Below are 17,046 nucleotides of genomic sequence, written 5' to 3' on the forward strand. Positions count from 1 at the left end.
CAGGGAGTATCCGTCATGAGCGCAACCGACAAGCCAGAGCACTTCATCAGGCACCATACAGACGCTCCGGCCGAAGGCGAGACGGACGGGTGGGTGGCGCACGACGTCGGCCTCCACAGCCAGGATCCTGCCGAAGGTCCGGATATTGACGACGGCGACGCCCCTCCGTCGGGCGCTTCATAACTGACACCCCTCCCGCGCCGGCGCGGGCGCCCCTCCCCCGCCGGCTTTCCCAGGTCTAGGCTGGAGTGATGGTGGCTCTGAGGGCGCTGCGTCCTTTCACACACCGGGAATTCCGTGTGCTGATTTCCGCGTTGTCCATCTCGATTTTCGGCTCCGGCATGTGGGCCGTCGCCATGGTCTACGAGGTGATCCACCTTGGTGGGGGTCCGCTGGAACTGTCCTTGGTGGCAACGGCAGCGAGCATCGGCCTGGTGGCCTTTGTGCTGGTGGGCGGGATCGCGGCCGACCGTTTTCCGCAGCGCCTGCTGATCATCGCGGTGGAGGGTGCCAACCTCGCCGTCATCGCCACAGTCTCCCTGTTGGCCATGCTCAATGTCCTGCAGTTGTGGCACCTGGCTTTGGGAGCCTTCGTGCTGGGCGTTGGCCAGGCGTTCTTCTTTCCTGCCTATTCGGCCATCCTGCCCCGAATACTGCCCGCCGAGGACCTGTTGGCGGCGAACGGGATGGAAGGGACCGTCCGGCCCATCCTCCAGCAGGCAGCTGGCCCAGCCCTGGCCGGCATCATTGTGGCATCTTTGTCGCCCGCGTTTGCCGTGGCCGGGGTTGCCGTGTGCCACTTCCTGGCGTTCGGCATCCTTAATTTCCTGAGCCGGCAAACCTTGGACGCCCGCGGGGTGGCCCCGGCTGAGGGCCCCACCGAGTCATCCTTCTTCTTCGATCTCAAGGAAGGGTTCATCTACACCCTGCGAACCCCGTGGCTGTTGTGGACACTCATTTGGGCGTGCCTGTCCGTGCTGTTCCTGATCGGTCCCATCGAGGTGCTGTTGCCGTTCGTGGTCCGGGACCAGTTGGGTGGCGACTCGAGGATGTTCGGGTTCCTGCTGGCCATCATGGGCGTTGGCAGCGCTGTCGCTTCGCTGACCACGGCTTCGTTCCCCCTGCCACGGCGCTATTTGACGGTGATGGTAGTGACGTGGGGACTGGGAAGCCTTCCCGTTGCTGCGATTGGCTTTATCACCGAGTTCTGGTGGTTGGGCGCGGCGATGGTGGTGTTCGGCGTGACCGAGGGGATCGGCGTGGTCATCTGGGGCACGCTGTTGCAGCGACGCGTACCACCGCATCTGCTGGGCCGGATTTCCAGCCTGGATTTCTTCGTCTCGCTGGCTTTGATGCCCGTGTCCATGGCCTTGGCCGGTCCGGTTGCCGAGGTGGTGCCGATCTGGCTGATCTTCTTCGTGGGCGGTTTGGTTTGCCCGCTCATGGCTTTCCTGGCGCTCTTCGCAGCCCGCATGACCAGCGACGAGATCGCCCATCCGCTGACCTCGGACACGGTCTCGGCCGAATCGCCGGACAGCCAGCCGGACGCGGTGTAGGGGCGCGTGCTGCGCACCCGCACCCGCCCTGCGCACCCCCCGGGACACTCCCCGCGACCGTTCCCGCCCTGCGCACCCGCACCCGCCCTGCGCACCCACACGGAACATCCATCGCACCCATAGCCGCTCCCCGCACCCGCAAGAATGGGCGCGAACGGCGGGAACGGGTGCGCCCCCACGCAACCGTTCCCGCCCTATGCACCCGCACCCGCCATGCGCACCCACACGGAACACTCATCGCACCCATAGCCGCTCCACGCACCCGCAAGAATGGGCGCGATCGGCGGGAACGGGTGCGCCCCCGGATTGGCGAGCGGGACCACGGGCGCGATCGGCGTGAACGGGTGCGCCCCCCACGCACCCGCACCCCCAGGGAACATCCATCGCACCCATAGCCGCTCCACGCACCCGCAAGAACGGGCGCGAACGGCGTGAACGGGTGCGCCCCCGGATTGGTGAGCGGGACCACGGCGCGATCGGCGGAAATGGGCGCGCCCCCACGCACCCGCACTCGCACCCGCCTTGCGCAACGACACCCGCCCTACGCACCCACACGGAACACTCCTCGCACCCATAGCCGCTCCAGGCACCCGCAAGAAAGGGCGCGATCGGCGGGAACGGGTGCGCCCAGGGTTGGCGAGCGGGGCCACGGGCGCGATCGGCGTAAACGGGCGCGCCCCGGACTCCGCGGCGCGCCTACGCCCGAGCTGGGCCGGTGGTGCTGCGAACCACCAGGTGCGGGGTCCGCACCTGGTGCGCCGCCGGCGTCGGGCTTTCCAGGCGGTCAATGGCGCGTTCGACGGCGGCACGCGCCAAGAGCGGCGCGTCCTGGCTGATCGACGACAACTGGACGTAGCTGAGCCGTGCGAACTGGCTGTCGTCATAGCCGAGGACCGAGACGTCCTCCGGAACGCGGAGTCCGGCGGCCCTGAGGCTTTCGAGTACGCCGAGTGCGCAGCGGTCGTTGAAGGCGATGATGGCCGTGGGCGGGTCCGCACGGAGCTCATGCCCTGCGCGCAGCCCGTCCTCTTCCGTGGGTCCACCGGCCACGGTCCGGGGCTCCAGACCCCGCCTGAGCATTTCTGCGCGGAAAGCCTCGCGGCGCTGCGGACCGGATACGGTACTGCCGCCGTCGACGTGGACTATCCGTTCGTGTCCCAGCGAGGTGAGGTGTTCGATCGCGATACGGATTCCCTCGAAATCGTCGCTGCTGACGGAATCCAAGGCCTCGCCAACATCGTCCCGGAGCAGGCTGACCACGGGCACCCGCGCGGCATAGCCCGCCAGTTCGGCCTCTCCGAGCAACGGCGAAATCAGGATCAGGGCCTCGCAGCCGAGGTCAAGGAGTGATTCGACGGCCCGTTGTTCCGGGCGGCCGTTGGCCACAGCGCTGAGGGCAATGTCATAACCGCGTTCGGTGGCGCCGGCGTAGGCCGCGTCCACGATTTCGGCATGGAAGGCGTGCGCCGTGGAGAAGCTGATGCCCAGGAGCCTGGTCCGGCTGCTGCGAAGGAGCCTGGCACGGCTGTCCGGGCGGTATCCGAGGTGCCGGGCGGCTTCCTGGACCTTGAGCCGGGTGGCCTCTGACGCACCGGGAGCATCGCGCATCACGATGGACACGAGCGCGCGGGAAACCCCGGCCGCTTCAGCGACGTCCATCAGTGTGGGGCGTTTGCCTGCCATGTCCCTCCTCCGCCGGAGCCAGTCTATAGAACGATCCAAGACAGCCCCTTGCGGACTTTGAACGTGCGGCCGGTCGCGACTCAGACGACCGACCGCACTTAGCCCGGTTATCCGCAGTGACGGCGCCCCGGGCGGGCCCCAGAACCCGCCACATCCATCACTGCTAACGCAACGTTGCCCGCGGAACTGCGTCGAAAAGGGCGACAACACAGATTGCGATGCAACGACATAGGCACTGGATATGTGCAGACCCCTCCTGAAACGTGACGGGTGGTTTCGAAAAAAGTTTTCGGCACCGGATTACGGTCAGCGGCCCGGGTAGACCAGGGCCTTGAGCTGCCCCGCTTCCTTGCCTGCGCGCAGTGCCGCTTCGGCTTCATCGAGCCCGAATTTCCCGGTAACAAGGATGTCCAGGTCCACCTTGCCGTCAGCAAGGAGCTGGATCGCCAGGGGCCACGTATTGGTGTACCGGAACACGCCGGACAGCCAGATCTCCCGGTTCTGGATATGCGACACGGGAAGTTCCACGTCGTCGGCGCCAAGACCCACCAGGATGACACGGCCCGCGGGTCCCACTGCCTTGATCCCGGCACGGACAGCGGCAGGTGCGCCGGAAGCGTCAATGAAGGCATCGACGTCGAGCCCTTCCACGCTGTCCGTCTTTGCGTTCAGGGCGTGGGTGGCACCATGCTCCAAGGCGAAGGCCAGGCGATCCTCCGCGATGTCCGTGATGTGGATTTCGGTGGCCCCGAACGCCCGCGCCGCCTGCGCTGCGATGATGCCGATAGGCCCGGCACCGGCGATGAGTACCCTGCTTCCCGGCTGGACCTCCGCGCGCTGGCAGGCCCACAAACCCACGGACAGCGGCTCGATCAAGGCTGCGGCGTCGTCGCTCACCGAGTCCGGGATGGCGTACGCGAAGTCGCTTTGGATGGCGACGTACTCGGCGAACGCACCGTCCACCGGCGGGGTGGCGTAGAACTCCATATCGGGGCACAGGTTGTACCTGCCGGCCTTGCACTGCGTGCAGCTCCGGCAGGGCCGTTGAGGCTCGACGGCGACCCTCTCGCCTATGCGGGCGGGATCCACAGCGGTTCCGACGGCGGCAATCCGCCCCGACAGTTCGTGGCCGAGGATCAACGGATGCTCCACCACGAAATTACCGATCCGGCCGTGCTCGTAATAGTGGACGTCGCTGCCGCAGACGCCCACAGCGGCCACCTGGACCAGGACCTGGTCCGGCTGCAACTGCGGTATGGGGAGTGTCGCCTGGCTCATCACTCCCTGGCGCTGCAGGACCGCGGCACGCATGGTGGCAGGCATGTGGGGGTGTTCCAGCAAGGGCGTCAGTGCACTTGTCATTTCGGGAGTTCCTTTGGCGCGTTGATTTTCCTCAAGGCTAGGCAGCCGGGGCGGGGACAACTAGCGCCGGAAGTACACCATACTGATACTTATTTGCCACGTACCGGAAGGGTTGCCATGTCCGCTCGGATGCCCGCACTGCTCGCCGGCAGTCTGGTGGGACGGCAAGCGGTGCGCGAAATGGTGCCCGCAGACCCGCACCACTCCGTGCGCTGGCACCAGCATGATTACCCGAGCCCATTGGCGCGTTGGAACTACCACCCCGAGTACGAGATACACCTGACCAGGGCGGGCCCCGGCAAGTTCATCGTGGGCGACTATGTGGGCACGTTCGAGCCCGGCAATGTGGTGCTGGTCGGACCGGGCCTCCCCCACGACTGGGTGAGCGACCTGGAAGCCGGCCAGGTCCTGGTGAACCGCGACGCCGTGATCCAGTTCGAGGGCGCGTGGGTTGCCCAGGCGTCACTCGTGGTGCCTGAATTGGCGCAGATCAAGCCCTTGCTGGAGGAGTCCGCCCGCGGGATCGAGTTCCTGGGAGCTGCGGCCGGTGATGCGGCCCGGGCCATCGAGGCGATGGGAGCATCCACGGGCCTGCGACGCCTGCAGCACCTGGTGGACCTGTTCGGCATCCTCAGTGCGGCTCCTGCGGGTGAACGGCGCTATCTCGCGTCGGAGTGGTTTCACCCGCAACTCGACGGGAAGGCCGCCGCCGTGGTGGAAATCGTCCTCGAGTACGTTTTCGCGCATCATGCCGGCCCCCTCTCCATGGGCGAAGCCGCAGCCTTGGTGGGCATGGGTGAGCCCGCCTTCTCCAAGTACTTCAAGCGGGCAACCGGGCAGAACTTCAGCGACCTGGTCAGGAAGCTGCGGCTCGCCCACGCCCGCCGGCTCCTGGAGCGGACTGACAAAGCAGTATCGGATATCTGCTACGAGGTTGGCTTCACCAACCTCTCCAACTTCAACCGGCACTTCCTGCGCGACACGGGCCAAACGCCCAGGGAATTCCGACGGCGGCTGCGCGCCTAGGTGCGCGCGTTTGCTTTTGCCGCAGCACGCCAAGGGCGGGGCACCTCTTCTGAGCTGCCCCGCCCTTGCCAGCGTTCGGGTTGTTCCTGCGCCCGTCTTTCGGGTCTCCTGTTGCGATGGAGTGCAGTTTCCCTTTGCGCTTGCCGGACTCGGGTCCGGCGGTCTCTGCCTGCTACATGATGCCGGTGGGTACCAGCAGCGCCCAGGCCAGTGCGGGGGCCACCAGGACCACTCCTCCTGCGTACATCATGAGCTGCTTGTAGACACGCTGCCTGTCTGAGTCGCGTGCATTGGCAACCACCAGGGCGCCATCGGTAGAGAACGGCGAAACGTCCACCACGGTCGCGGCGATGGCCAAGGCAGCTACGGTTCCGGAAGCACTGAGCGAGCTGGTGGCGAGCAGCGGACCTGCCATGGGAATGAACGCGGTGAGCAGCGCGGTGGAAGACGCAAAAGCGGAACCGACGCCAATGACGTAGCAAAGGACCAAGGCGATCAGCAGGGGCGCACCGAGCGCCAGCGCCATCTCCGCGAGGGTGTCAATCACGCCCACGTGCTGGAGCAGGGAGACGTACGTGATCATGCCTGCCACGAGCAGGACGGTGGACCAGGAGATGCCGCCAATGAAGGTCTTGTGTTCCTTGATGTTGACGAATGCCAGGAGAAGCCCGGCGGACAGTGCAACGAAGCCAATCGGCATGTGGAAGCCAAGGGTGCATACCAGGATCGCCAGGATCAGGACCAGCGTGAGGATTCGCTGCCCACTGGCACGGCCCGCGGGCGGAGTGTCGAGCTCGGCGTATTCGTTGGAGTTCTTGTCGCGGAGCTTGCCAAGGAGGGCGAACAACACGATGGTCAGCGCCGACAGGATGAAGTTCAGGGCGAAGCTGGCCAGGAACAGGGCGCCTTGGTCAATGGGGAAATCGTTCTTGTGGGCGATGTCGTGGACGAGGACGCCGGCTACGGACAGAGGGGAAAAACCGCCGGCATGGGCTCCGTTGATCACGAAGGCACCCATGAGGACCGGGTGGATCCTGGATTCGTAAGCCAGGCCCAAGGCTGCCGGAGCCAGGAGGGCAACCGCGGCCGGGCTGAAGGTACCGAGGGCGGTCAGGGCGGCAGCCATGAGGAAGAAGACCCACGGCAGGAGCATCGTCTTGCCCCTGACCATCCGCACGCAGCTTTGCACAATGATGTCGATCGAGCCGTTTCGCTGGGCCATGCTGAAGAAGTAGGTGACGCCGATGATCGTCAGGACAATACTGGCCGGGAACTCTTCGAGGATTTGCTTATCCGTCATGCCCAGGACGAAGTAGCCCACGCCGAACGAGGCCACCAAGCCCATCACGCCGATGTTCAGCGGCCACTTGGTTGCCACAACGAACATCACCACCAGGATGACCAACGGAATGATCTGGGTGGCGGTCATGGTCGGCTCCGATCCCGAGGCAGCCGAGGGATTGCCCATGACACCGCCAAGCAGGAGGGCCGCAAGGCCCAGGACGGTGATGGCAACTGCCGTCACCAGAAGGATACGACGGCGTCGCTTGGGTGGTGCGGGCTGGTGTTCACTGACGGTGCTGGGGGCAGTCTTTTCTGGAGTCTTAGTTGTCATGATGCTCTCTCTTCATCGAGTAGCGCCGGCGAGTGAGGCATCGACCGTGCTGTCGATGGCCTCAGGGAGGTGGATGGTGGTGGAAGCGATGGTGCGGGCTGTGCGGTCCACGCCGACGAGCTGGGATCCGTCCCGTTCCTCGCTCCAGGTTTCGATGACTCCGGCCGGTGTGCGCAACCGGAGCCTGGGGTGCACGGCAGCGCCCATGAATTCGTTCATGACGGTGCCGGGGGTTCGTGCGGCCAGTGTCAACGCGATGCTTCCCGTAATGGCCAGTGCCGGGTGGGGCTTGCCCATGGAGAGCATCATGACGCTGGCATCGGCGTCGGGGTCGTTGATGGATGGAGGAGCAACTATCGCCACTTTGGGAACGGCGCGGGCGGCTTCCCCCGGCGTGGCTGCGAGGCCCATAAGAACGGCTGCCTGGCGGCGGATTCGCTCAAGGGTCTGCAGTTGCAGTTCCACGCCACCGAACCACATGTCGTAGTGCTCGGGGTCGAGGCCAAGATCCTGTGCCCGGAGAATCACCACCGGAGCACCCGCGTCCACCATGGAAACGTCCCAGCGTGTTCCGCCGGTAAGCACCACGTCACGGGCGGAGCCGGTGGGCAGGAGCCTGCCGGTCGTTTTGCCCGCAGGGTCCTGGAAGCCCAATCCCACTTGGTAACCCGGGAACGGCACACCGGGCATCCGGGCCTCGGGCATGGTGGGCAAGGCTCCGGCCGGTGTGGCGACCTGCTGGATGATGATCTGGCCGGTGTTGGTATTGCGCGTCACGATCCGGGTGACATCGTCACCGGCGCTGACCCAACCCTTTTCGATCGCGTAGAGGCCAACCACTGCCGAGCAGTTGCCACAGTTGCTGCCCCAATCCACGGCTGCTTCTTCGATGCCCACCTGGGCGAAGGTGAACTCGACATCCACGTCGCCGTCCAGTGGCCGACGGAGGATCATCGCCTTGCTGGTTGTAGACGTTGCCCCGCCCACTCCGTCGATCTGCCGGTGGTCGGGACTGCCAAAGAGCCGCGGGAGCAGGACGTCCACACTGGTTTGGGTCTCCGCCAGATCCGCTGATTCGAACACCCAGCACTTGCTGGTGCCACCGCGCATCCATTCCGCTTCGATCTTCATGGTCATTTCCTTGCTCTTCGACGCCCCGGAGTTGAAGGGGATACTTCGAGAATGAGCCAGCTCACAAATGAAGACAATGTTGGATAAGTGTGGGGGGATGTAGAGATGCTTCACTCATTGAGGTAGGTGAACGATGCGGCCCATGAAATCCTCTGCGAGGTGGCGGATAGGGATCAAGAGTGCCTATATTCAGCATGAGAGTGCATGGAATTAACCATCTGTGGGGAAGGGTAAAGCGTTGCTTAACGATGAGTACCAGGGTCTTTTCGATATCCGGCGACTCGCACTCTTGGTCGAGGTAGTGGAGCAGGGATCCATCACGTCGGCGGCGGACCTGATGATGTACACGCCGTCCGCCGTCTCGCAGCAATTGCGCAAGCTCGAACAGGAGGTGGGGCAGCCCCTGCTGAACCGCCGCTCCCGTGGCGTGGTGCCCACCGAGGCCGGCCAGGTGCTGGCAGCCCATGCACGGAAGATCGTCGGCCAAATGAAGGCCGCCCAGTCCGACCTCGACCAGATTGCCGGCCTCAACCGGGGCTCTTTGGCTGTTGGCACCTTCCCTACCCTCGCAGGATCCTTTCTTCCTGTAGTGATCCGGGCTTTCAAAAAGCGCTACCCGGCGATTGGCCTCTCCGTCCGCAGCGCACGGTTCGACCAATTGGTCAGCGACCTCCAGTCCGGCATCACCGGTATTTGCCTGCTGTGGGACTACCCGTGGAACAGGTTCCACGACGACAGCATCCGCTTGACCGAAGTCTTCCAGGAGAGCACCGTGCTCCTCGTCTCCCGCAGCCACCCGTTGGCCGACCGCGAAGAGATCCGGATGGAGGAGTTGAAGAAGGAATCCTGGATCGTCAGGGCTGAAGCGCATCCCGTGGTTGAGGTGCTCCAACGCGCGGCACACAATGCGGGGTTCGAGCCTTCCATCGGCTTTCTGGCCAACGACTACCAAGAGGCCCAGGCCATGGTCAGCGTGGGCATGGGTGTGGCACTTGCGCCTAAAACAGCGGTTGCCCTGCTGCATCCCGAGGTGAAAGTCATCAGCATCGGCGATGCTGCACCCCTCCGCCGCATTCTGCTGGCCCAACGCCAGGACAAGGTCTACGCACCGGCCGAAGTTGCCTTTCAATCCACCCTCCTTGAGCTCGCCCGCGAGCACGCCGGAGATTACCTCTAAGCAGCAGCTGAATCGCCGACACGTTCGACGCTCCCGGCGCACTCATCGCTCAGTGGAAACCCGAGATTCAGGAGTGCGTTGTGGAGTTCTTTGAAGGTGTGGACATCCGATTTCTCTTGATGGCAGGGTCGGTGGTTCTGACCGGCGTGGGGGCTGGAGTGTGCATGCTGCCCCTCCTGCTCCTTGCCCCCGTGCTGCACGTTGCCTTGGGGCAAGCATCGACACCCGAAGAGCGACGATCCCGGAAACCTACTAGAACGATCTAGACAGCCCCTTCGATACCGTGCCACCATGGTGGGAACTAGAACGATCTAGTCACCATCGACGAGGAGCCATCAATGACGTACCTCCAGCACCCGGTCGCGGAAGACCGGCCCGTTCGCATCGCCCTGATCGGCGCCGGATGGATCGGAAGATTCCACGGAGAATCCATTGCCCGGCGCATCCCGAATGCCCGGCTGGAGGCCATTGCCGACCCCGTCCTTCCGGCCGTCCAGGAACTTGCCACGACGCTGGGCGTCACAAAGATCAGCACAGACACAGCCGATGTCCTGGCTGATCCGGACGTGGACGCCGTCCTCATCGCCTCGCCCATGCGCTTCCATTCGGACCTCATCGCTGCCGCCGCCCGCGCCGGCAAGGATGTCTTCTGCGAAAAGCCCGGCGGACGGACCATCGAGGAACTTGACGCCGCCATCGACGCAGCGGCGAGTGCCGGCGTCGTACTTCGCTTCGGGTTCAACCGGCGCTACTCAAGCGATTTCGCGGCAGCCCGGAAGCTCATCGACGACGGCGTGGTGGGCGTCCCGCAACTGCTCCGCTCCCTCACCCGCGACCCAGGCACGGAAGCAGGCCTCAGCAACCCCGAACGGATCGCGCCCGGCACCATCTTCCTGGAAACCCTCATCCACGACTTCGACACACTGAACTGGTTGAACCCGGGCGCCGTTCCGGTCAGGGTCCACGCCGTCGCCGATGCCCTGGTGGCACCCGAGGCGAAGGCCGGCGGCCTGCTGGACACCGCCGTCGTGACGGTCACGTACAGCAACGGCGCCATTGCGGTGGCGGAAGCGAACTTCAACGCGCTCTACGGCTACGACGTCCGCGGCGAAGTGTTCGGCTCCGCGGGCATGGTCACTGCAGGTACGCCGCAAGCCACGAATGCCACCAGCTACACCGCCGCCGGCATCGCCTCGGACACCTCGCGCCTCAACATCCACCTCTTCCACGACGCCTACACCGACGAGCTGGCGCACTTCGCGGACGACGTCGCCGCGCGCCGCGGTTACGCGGGAGGACGTACGACGGCGGGCGCCTCCCCTGCCGCAGTGGCGGCTTCCTCGGTCGCAGCGCCGGGTGGGGTGGATGCGCGCAATGCGTTGGCCATTGCCCTGGCCGCGTTCAAGTCGGCGCAGACCGGGCTGCCGGTTGAGGTCTCGGACATCGCTGAGCTCCAGGCCGCTGAGGCAGCCCGCGTCCCGCAGGGAGCCGGGGCATGAACTTCCGCCTGGCTGTCTGCGCCGAGATGGTCTACGGTGAGCTGCCGCTCATTGAACGCGTCCGCCGGATCCATGACCAAGGCTTCGAGGTGGAACTGTGGGACACCCGGGGCCAGGACATCACGGCCCTCGCCGGCACGGGAGCCCGGTTCTCTTCGATGAGCGGCTACTTTGGCGGGAGCGTCATCGACCCCACCAACGCCCACGAGGTCTTGGCCTCCGCGGAGAAGCTCATTCCAACGGCACTGGAACTGGGTGTGGAACGGATGGTGGTGCACCCCGCGGAATTGGGTGAGGGCGGCCGCGCTGTCCGGCCAACGCACCGCTCCACGGGAGAGATGTGGCTGACAGGACTGCGCACGCTGGAGAAGCTCGGTGAGCTGGGTGAACAGCACGGCATCACGTTCGCCCTGGAGAACCTCAACACCATCCTCGACCATCCCGGCATCCCGCTCGCCCGGGCCAAGGACACCTTGGCGCTGGTCCAGGCCGTGGACCACCCCGGGGTGAAGATGATGCTGGATCTGTACCATGCCCAAATCGGCGAGGGGAACCTGATCGAGCTGGTCCGGGCATCCCAGCCGTTCACCGGCGAAATCCAAGTGGCAGATGTTCCCGGACGCTTCGAGCCCGGCACGGGCGAGATCAACTATCCGGCCATAGCCAGGGCACTCCGTGACGCCGGCTACACGGGTGTGATCGGGATGGAAGCGGGCGCCATCGGCGGCCAGGGCATCGAAGCGGGCGACGCAGCCCTGGCCGCCTTCCGCACCGCCTTCTCCCCCAACTGAGTCGCAGTTGTGCGCGTTTTGAACCGTCAAAACGCGCACTAATGCGACTTAGTTGGGTTCAGTACTTGATGGGTTCCATGCGGCCGGAGCGAAGGGAGAGGACGGCGGCCTCGGCGATGGCTTGGGCTTTCAGGCCGTCTTCCAAGGAAGGGGTTGGGGCCGTGCCGCCGTCGAGGGACGCAACGAAGGCCGCAAGTGCAGCAGCGTACGTCGGCTGCACCCGCTCGAACCAACCCGGGTGGAGCCCGTCGTCCACCACGGATGTTCCGGAGTAGCGGGACACGGCTCCGTTGCGGTGGCGGCGGGCTTCCACCATTCCCTCGGAGCCCATGATCTCGATGCGTTCGTCGTAGCCGTATCCTGTGCGCCGCACGGAATCGATCTGGACCAACGCCCCACCGGGGAGCCGCAACGTCACCGCGGAGGTGTCGACGTCGTCGTACTCCACAATCCCGGGCTCCGCCAAAGCCGAGCCGGCAGCGAAAACTTCCACGGGATCGAGGCCGGAAAGCCAGCGTGCGAGGTCGAAGAAGTGAACGGTCTGGTCCCGCATCTGGCCACCGGAAACCGCCACGTAGGACAGCGGCGGCATTGACGGCCCACGGGAGGTGAGCTGGATGAGCTCCACCGTGCCGATCCCACCCGAGTCCACCACGCGCTTGAGTTCGGCGTAGTCGCGGTCGAAGCGTCGGTTGAAGTCCACCATCACCGGGACGCCGGTTTCCTGCGCGAAGGCAGCAGTCTCGCGGGCGCGGTCCAGGTCCAGGTCGATCGGTTTCTCGCACAGGGCGGCAATTCCGACGGCGGCAGCCCGGCGAAGGTGTTCGGCGTGCGTATCGGTGGAGGACGCGATGAAGACTGCGTCGATTTCCCCGGGGTTGAACACGTCCTCGATCGAGGTCGCGGCGGCAGCGCCGTGGGCGGCGGCGAGGGACTGCGCACGCTGCTGGTCCACGTCATAGACCAAGCGGAAGTCGATGCCGGGATGCGCGGCGAGGTTTGCTGCGTGGACGGAACCGATGAAGCCGGCTCCCAGGAGGGCGAAACGGGGCATGTCAGACTGCTGCTTTCTGTAGGGCGGAGGCGGGGACTTTCCATGCGGAATCGTCGTGGTGCGAGGCCGCGACGGCCTCGACGAACTGGACGCCGATCAGGCCGTCGATCCCCGTAGGGAAGGACAGGTCCCGCTCCGGGAGCGGCGAAGAGTCGCGGCGGGCGCGGAGGACCTCGGCGAGGTCCGAGTAGAAGTTGGCGAAGGCTTCAAGGAAGCCCTCCGGGTGGCCCAGGCCGACGCGCGTGAGCCGGGACGCGTCGTCGTGCAGGGTGCCGAGCCCATGCGTGAGGATGGTGGTGGCGCCGGCCAGGTCCTGGACTGTGAGGTGGTGCGGGTCCTCATGCTGCCATTCGAGGCTGCCCTTTTCGCCGAAGATGCGGATGCGGAGTCCGTGGTTGTGGCCGGTGGCGGCCATGCTCGCCCAAAGGCGCGCCGGGACGTTGCCGGTCAGCTCCAGTTCAACGGTGGCGTTGTCGAAAACCCGCCTCCCCGGGACGAACGCCTGGAGCCGGGCGGACAGGCGCTGCGCCTCGAGCCCCGTGATGTAGCGGAGCAGGTGGAAAGCGTGGGTGCCGAGGTCGCCCACGACGCTCGGGAAACCGGCGATGTCCGGGTTGGTGCGCCACTTCGCCTGCTTGTGGCCTGTGTCCTCCAGAGGCGTCGCGGCCCAGCCGGAGGCATGTTCGACGTCGACAAACCGGATGGCGCCCAGCTCGCCGTTGCGTACCATGCGGGCGGCCTGGCGCACCATCGCGTAGGCGGAATAGCAGTGCGGGACGGCGAGGATTGCGTCGTTGTCTTCGGCGATGCGGACCAGTTCCGCCGCGGTGGCGGAATCCTGGGTCAGCGGCTTCTCGCACACCACGGAGATGCCCTTTTCCAGGAAGGCCCGGGCGATCTCGAAGTGGCTGTCATTGGGAGTTGCGACCACCACGAGGTCCACCCCATCTTCGCGTTGCGCCTCGGCGGCGGCCATTTGTTCGACACTGCGGTAATTGCGTTCTCCGGGCACGCCGAGGTGGGCCGCAATGTCGCTCGACTGACGTGGATCCCGACCGAAGATTCCGGCTTGGAGATCGTAGTGACCGTCCAGCCGCATGGCGTAGCGGTGGGTCTTGCCGATGTCGGCGCCCGGCCCACCGCCAATCATCCCTGCGACCAGTTGCCGCGAATTCGGTGCACTCATGAAAGATCCTCATTGACTCTTTGGAATTTACTTGGACCGGTCCATAATGGCTGTGGAAGGTCACAGCCGTCAAGCCCCTAAGCTTGAACCCGGACGACACACGACAGGAGGCACTGCATGGCCGCCAAGCCCACCATCCGCGACGTAGCGAGTACCGCCGGAGTCTCAAAATCCTTGGTCTCCCTGGTCCTCCAGGGCTCTGCCAACGTCAGTGAGCCCCGCCGTCGTGCCGTCCTGGACGCCATGGAGCAACTGGGCTACCGGCCCAACAGACTGGCGCAACGCTTGTCCGGACCGCGCAGCGGGACCATCGGCGTGATGCTCAACGACATCCGGAACCCGTGGTTCGTCGAACTGCTTGAAGGGCTCACTGCGTCCCTTCACTCGGCGGGTGTTTCGCCGGTCCTCGCCGATTCCTACACGGACAACCGCGTGGGGCGCAGCTCGGTGGAGACCCTCTTGGAGCAGCGGATCGACGGACTGGTGGTGGTCGGAACCACGGTGGAATCGGCTGCCATTGAAAGGGCTGCGCAGAGCATCCCGGTGGTCCTGGCCGGCACCCGCGAACCGCACCTTCCCGGCGTCGACATTGTGGTCAACGACGACGACGCCGGCGCACGGCAGGCCACCGAACACCTCATCTCCCTGGGCCATGAGCGCATCGCACACTTGCAGGGCCCGGGCGAAGTGGGCAAGCTGCGGCGACTGTCCTTTGAGCGAACCATGCGCGGTTCCGGGCTGGAGCCCGTAGTGGTCGCCGGTGGCGTGAGCGAGGAGAGCGCCTATGCGGCGGCGGGCCGGCTGCTCTCTTCCGCGAAGAGGCCCACCGCGATCTTCGCGTACAACGACATCGCCTGCATCGGCGCCCTGTCCGCCGCCGACGATCTTGGCTTGTCCGTACCCCAGGACCTGTCTTTGGTGGGTTACGACAACACCTACCTGGCCAAGATCCGCCACCTCTCGCTGACCTCCGTGGACAACGGAAACCTTGCCGTGGGCGTGGAGGCCGGGAAGTTCATCCTGGAACGGCTCACCGCCCCAGACCTCCCGGCAAGGTTGCACCAAGTGCCGTCGCAGTTGCAGGTCCGGGGCTCGTCGGGTGACGTGCCCGCCCGGGGCTGACTCAGCGCCGGCCCAGGAGCAGCACGCCCGCATTGGCGGCAACGATCAGGCCTATCCCGGCCCACTGCAGCGCGGCCAGGTCCTGGTGCAGCACGAGCGCGCCGATGATGGCGGCGAACACCGGGTTGATGCTCATCAGGATGCCGAACAGACTGGCAGGGACCCGCCGCAAGGCAATCAGGTCCGCCACGTATGGCAGCACCGAAGCAAGGATCCCAGCGCCCACGGCACACAGGACGGCAAAACCATCCACAGGCTGGCTCAGGAAAACCACGACGGCGACCGGCAGGAAGAGCGTGGCGGACACCCCCGTGGCCGCCGCAGTCCCTTGGACTCCCTGGATTCTTTGGCCGACCACGCGGTTCAGGAGAATGTAGGCGGCCCAACTGCACGCTGCCATGAGGCCCAGGCCAATCCCTGCGAAATCAGTGGAGGCTTCGGGCCGGGTGATGGCCACTACCCCGCCGGCCGCAGCCACGGCGCACAGGACGTTGCCCTTCCGATGGGAGCCGGCCTGGCGTCCAGAGCTGATCAATGCCACGGCCAACGGCCCAAGGAACTCCAAGGTCACTGCGAGGCCCAGGCCGATCCGCTGGATAGCGGCATACAGGCCAAGGTTCATGGTTCCGAAGGACACGGCCAGCAACAGAACAGGCCACCACTGATGCCACCGCAGGTCCCGCAGCCGCGGCCGCACGACGGGAAGGAGGACGGCCGCGGCAACGAGCTGTCGCACAGCCACCACACCTACCGGCCCCAGGGCAGGGAAGGCCAGCGAACCACTCGCTGCTCCGAGCTGGTTGGAGAGTGCGCTGGCCACGAGGGTAGCGGCGCCACCGGCTTTTCCTGAAGCCGCAGGGGTCTGGTTCATGAGGAGATTCTGCGCTTGCGGCGTCCATCCACTAAATGCATGAATGACGCTATTTATACGCTGAACGCATGAATAGAATAGGCCGCATGGACGTGGACTTGCGGCAACTGCGCTGCCTGCTCGCGGTGGTGGACGAGGGCACGTTCACGGATGCCGCCATCGAGCTGCGGATATCCCAGGCCGCGGTCTCGCGGAACATCGCAGCGCTGGAGGGCGCTTTGGGCGTGAAGCTCGTGCAACGGACCACGCGCAGCGCTGCGCTCACACCTGCGGGCGAGCGGGCCGTCGCCAAGGCACGGCGGATCGTCGCCCTGATGGCTGACCTTGAACGCGATGCCCGCGCCGGAACCGGACAGGCACGCATCGGCTACGCCTGGTCGGCACTCGGCGAGCACACCACGGAGTTCCAACGGCAATGGAAGAGCCGCTTCCCGCACACGGAACTGCACCTGGTCCGGTCCAACACACCCAGCGGAGGCCTGCTGGACGGAACCACAGACTTCGCGATCCTTCGCCGCCTCCCCCAAGGCGCCGCCGTCGAGCATGTCCTGATCGGTGAGGAGAAGCGCTACTGTGCCATGTCCGCCGACGATCCCTTGGCCGCGCGGCGTTCCGTGACGTTGGCGCAGATTGCCGCCATGCCGGTGGCGATGGACCTGCGGACCGGCAGCACCACGCTGGACCTTTGGCCGGAGCAGGGGCGGCCCCAGGGCGTGATCCCCATCAACGACATTGACGATTGGCTGACCGAGATAGGCAGCGGAGCCGCGCGGGGCATCACGGCTGCATCAACCGCGCACCAATACCGCCGCCGGGGCGTCACGTACCGCCCCGTGCGCGATGCACCCATGGTTCCGGTGTACGTGGCATGGCTGCGGAGCGACCCGCCACCGGAACGCGAAGCCGTCATTGCTCTATTGGCCGCCTTATATACCTAAAAAGCGGACGACGCCGGGAATCACCCAACGCCGTC

General features: G+C 65.6%; 15 protein-coding genes. 8 read left to right on the plus strand and 7 right to left on the minus strand.

Annotation, left to right across the window (positions count from 1 at the left end; all coding sequences use genetic code 11):
• The first annotated feature begins 15 nt into the window (after positions 1 to 15).
• Both ACIQT2_RS19405 and ACIQT2_RS19410 read left to right on the plus strand, forming a co-directional pair.
• The gene (locus tag ACIQT2_RS19405; RefSeq protein WP_402949704.1) at positions 16 to 183 is read left to right on the plus strand and encodes a hypothetical protein; all 168 of its coding nucleotides are present in this window, start codon (positions 16 to 18) and stop codon (positions 181 to 183) included.
• Positions 184 to 251: 68 nt separating this feature from the next.
• Entirely contained in the window at positions 252 to 1,556 is a 1,305-nt protein-coding gene (locus ACIQT2_RS19410) for an MFS transporter (RefSeq protein WP_402949707.1), read from the plus strand.
• 696 nt (positions 1,557 to 2,252) lie between these two features.
• On the opposite strand, the gene ACIQT2_RS19415 is transcribed toward ACIQT2_RS19410, so the two are convergent.
• Together ACIQT2_RS19415 and ACIQT2_RS19420 are read right to left on the minus strand one after the other, a co-directional pair.
• Positions 2,253 to 3,239 carry a LacI family DNA-binding transcriptional regulator gene (locus tag ACIQT2_RS19415; protein WP_402949709.1) on the minus strand — a complete coding sequence of 329 codons (987 nt, stop codon included), beginning with the start codon at positions 3,237 to 3,239 and terminating at the stop codon, positions 2,253 to 2,255.
• Positions 3,240 to 3,545: 306 nt separating this feature from the next.
• Positions 3,546 to 4,601 (minus strand): NAD(P)-dependent alcohol dehydrogenase, encoded by a 1,056-nt coding sequence (locus ACIQT2_RS19420; protein WP_402949711.1) that lies wholly within the window; start codon positions 4,599 to 4,601, stop codon positions 3,546 to 3,548.
• A 117-nt stretch (positions 4,602 to 4,718) separates the two neighbouring features.
• Between ACIQT2_RS19420 and ACIQT2_RS19425 the strand changes: the two genes are divergently transcribed.
• Positions 4,719 to 5,627, plus strand: a complete 909-nt coding sequence (locus ACIQT2_RS19425) for an AraC family transcriptional regulator (protein ID WP_402949713.1) — start codon at positions 4,719 to 4,721, stop codon at positions 5,625 to 5,627.
• 172 nt (positions 5,628 to 5,799) lie between these two features.
• Here ACIQT2_RS19425 and ACIQT2_RS19430 read toward each other — a convergent pair whose 3' ends face one another.
• Together ACIQT2_RS19430 and ACIQT2_RS19435 are read right to left on the minus strand one after the other, a co-directional pair.
• Positions 5,800 to 7,242 (minus strand): SLC13 family permease, encoded by a 1,443-nt coding sequence (locus tag ACIQT2_RS19430; RefSeq protein ID WP_402949716.1) that lies wholly within the window; start codon positions 7,240 to 7,242, stop codon positions 5,800 to 5,802.
• A gap of 12 nt (positions 7,243 to 7,254) precedes the next feature.
• Positions 7,255 to 8,373 (minus strand): PrpF domain-containing protein, encoded by a 1,119-nt coding sequence (locus ACIQT2_RS19435; protein ID WP_402949718.1) that lies wholly within the window; start codon positions 8,371 to 8,373, stop codon positions 7,255 to 7,257.
• A gap of 238 nt (positions 8,374 to 8,611) precedes the next feature.
• Here ACIQT2_RS19435 and ACIQT2_RS19440 point away from each other — a divergent pair, with 238 nt between their 5' ends.
• The 3 genes from ACIQT2_RS19440 (at position 8,612) to ACIQT2_RS19450 (ending at position 11,840) form a co-directional block, all read left to right on the plus strand.
• Positions 8,612 to 9,550: a LysR substrate-binding domain-containing protein gene (locus tag ACIQT2_RS19440; protein ID WP_402949720.1), complete on the plus strand. Its 939-nt coding sequence runs from the start codon at positions 8,612 to 8,614 to the stop codon at positions 9,548 to 9,550.
• Positions 9,551 to 9,888: 338 nt separating this feature from the next.
• Positions 9,889 to 11,049: a Gfo/Idh/MocA family oxidoreductase gene (locus ACIQT2_RS19445; RefSeq protein ID WP_402949722.1), complete on the plus strand. Its 1,161-nt coding sequence runs from the start codon at positions 9,889 to 9,891 to the stop codon at positions 11,047 to 11,049.
• The gene (locus ACIQT2_RS19450; RefSeq protein WP_402949725.1) at positions 11,046 to 11,840 is read left to right on the plus strand and encodes a TIM barrel protein; all 795 of its coding nucleotides are present in this window, start codon (positions 11,046 to 11,048) and stop codon (positions 11,838 to 11,840) included. The genes ACIQT2_RS19445 and ACIQT2_RS19450 overlap by 4 nt, the downstream gene beginning before the upstream one ends.
• Before the next feature lie 58 nt (positions 11,841 to 11,898).
• Here ACIQT2_RS19450 and ACIQT2_RS19455 read toward each other — a convergent pair whose 3' ends face one another.
• Together ACIQT2_RS19455 and ACIQT2_RS19460 are read right to left on the minus strand one after the other, a co-directional pair.
• Entirely contained in the window at positions 11,899 to 12,894 is a 996-nt protein-coding gene (locus tag ACIQT2_RS19455; RefSeq protein ID WP_402949728.1) for a Gfo/Idh/MocA family oxidoreductase, read from the minus strand.
• 1 nt (position 12,895) lies between these two features.
• A complete protein-coding gene (locus ACIQT2_RS19460; RefSeq protein WP_400335647.1) occupies positions 12,896 to 14,080 on the minus strand; it encodes a Gfo/Idh/MocA family protein in 1,185 nt (394 codons plus the stop codon).
• A 117-nt stretch (positions 14,081 to 14,197) separates the two neighbouring features.
• On the opposite strand from ACIQT2_RS19460, the gene ACIQT2_RS19465 reads away from it, so the two are divergent.
• Positions 14,198 to 15,202 (plus strand): LacI family DNA-binding transcriptional regulator, encoded by a 1,005-nt coding sequence (locus tag ACIQT2_RS19465; protein ID WP_400335648.1) that lies wholly within the window; start codon positions 14,198 to 14,200, stop codon positions 15,200 to 15,202.
• Position 15,203: 1 nt separating this feature from the next.
• Here the strand turns inward: ACIQT2_RS19465 and ACIQT2_RS19470 are convergent, their stop codons facing one another.
• On the minus strand, positions 15,204 to 16,073 hold the full coding sequence (locus ACIQT2_RS19470) for an EamA family transporter (protein WP_400335649.1): 870 nt from the start codon (positions 16,071 to 16,073) through the stop codon (positions 15,204 to 15,206).
• A gap of 86 nt (positions 16,074 to 16,159) precedes the next feature.
• Between ACIQT2_RS19470 and ACIQT2_RS19475 the strand changes: the two genes are divergently transcribed.
• Positions 16,160 to 17,011 carry a LysR family transcriptional regulator gene (locus ACIQT2_RS19475; protein WP_400335651.1) on the plus strand — a complete coding sequence of 284 codons (852 nt, stop codon included), beginning with the start codon at positions 16,160 to 16,162 and terminating at the stop codon, positions 17,009 to 17,011.
• Positions 17,012 to 17,046 lie beyond the last annotated feature (35 nt).

Origin of the sequence: Paenarthrobacter sp. NPDC090522, from assembly GCF_044769225.1 — a bacterium.
GTDB lineage: Bacteria > Actinomycetota > Actinomycetes > Actinomycetales > Micrococcaceae > Arthrobacter.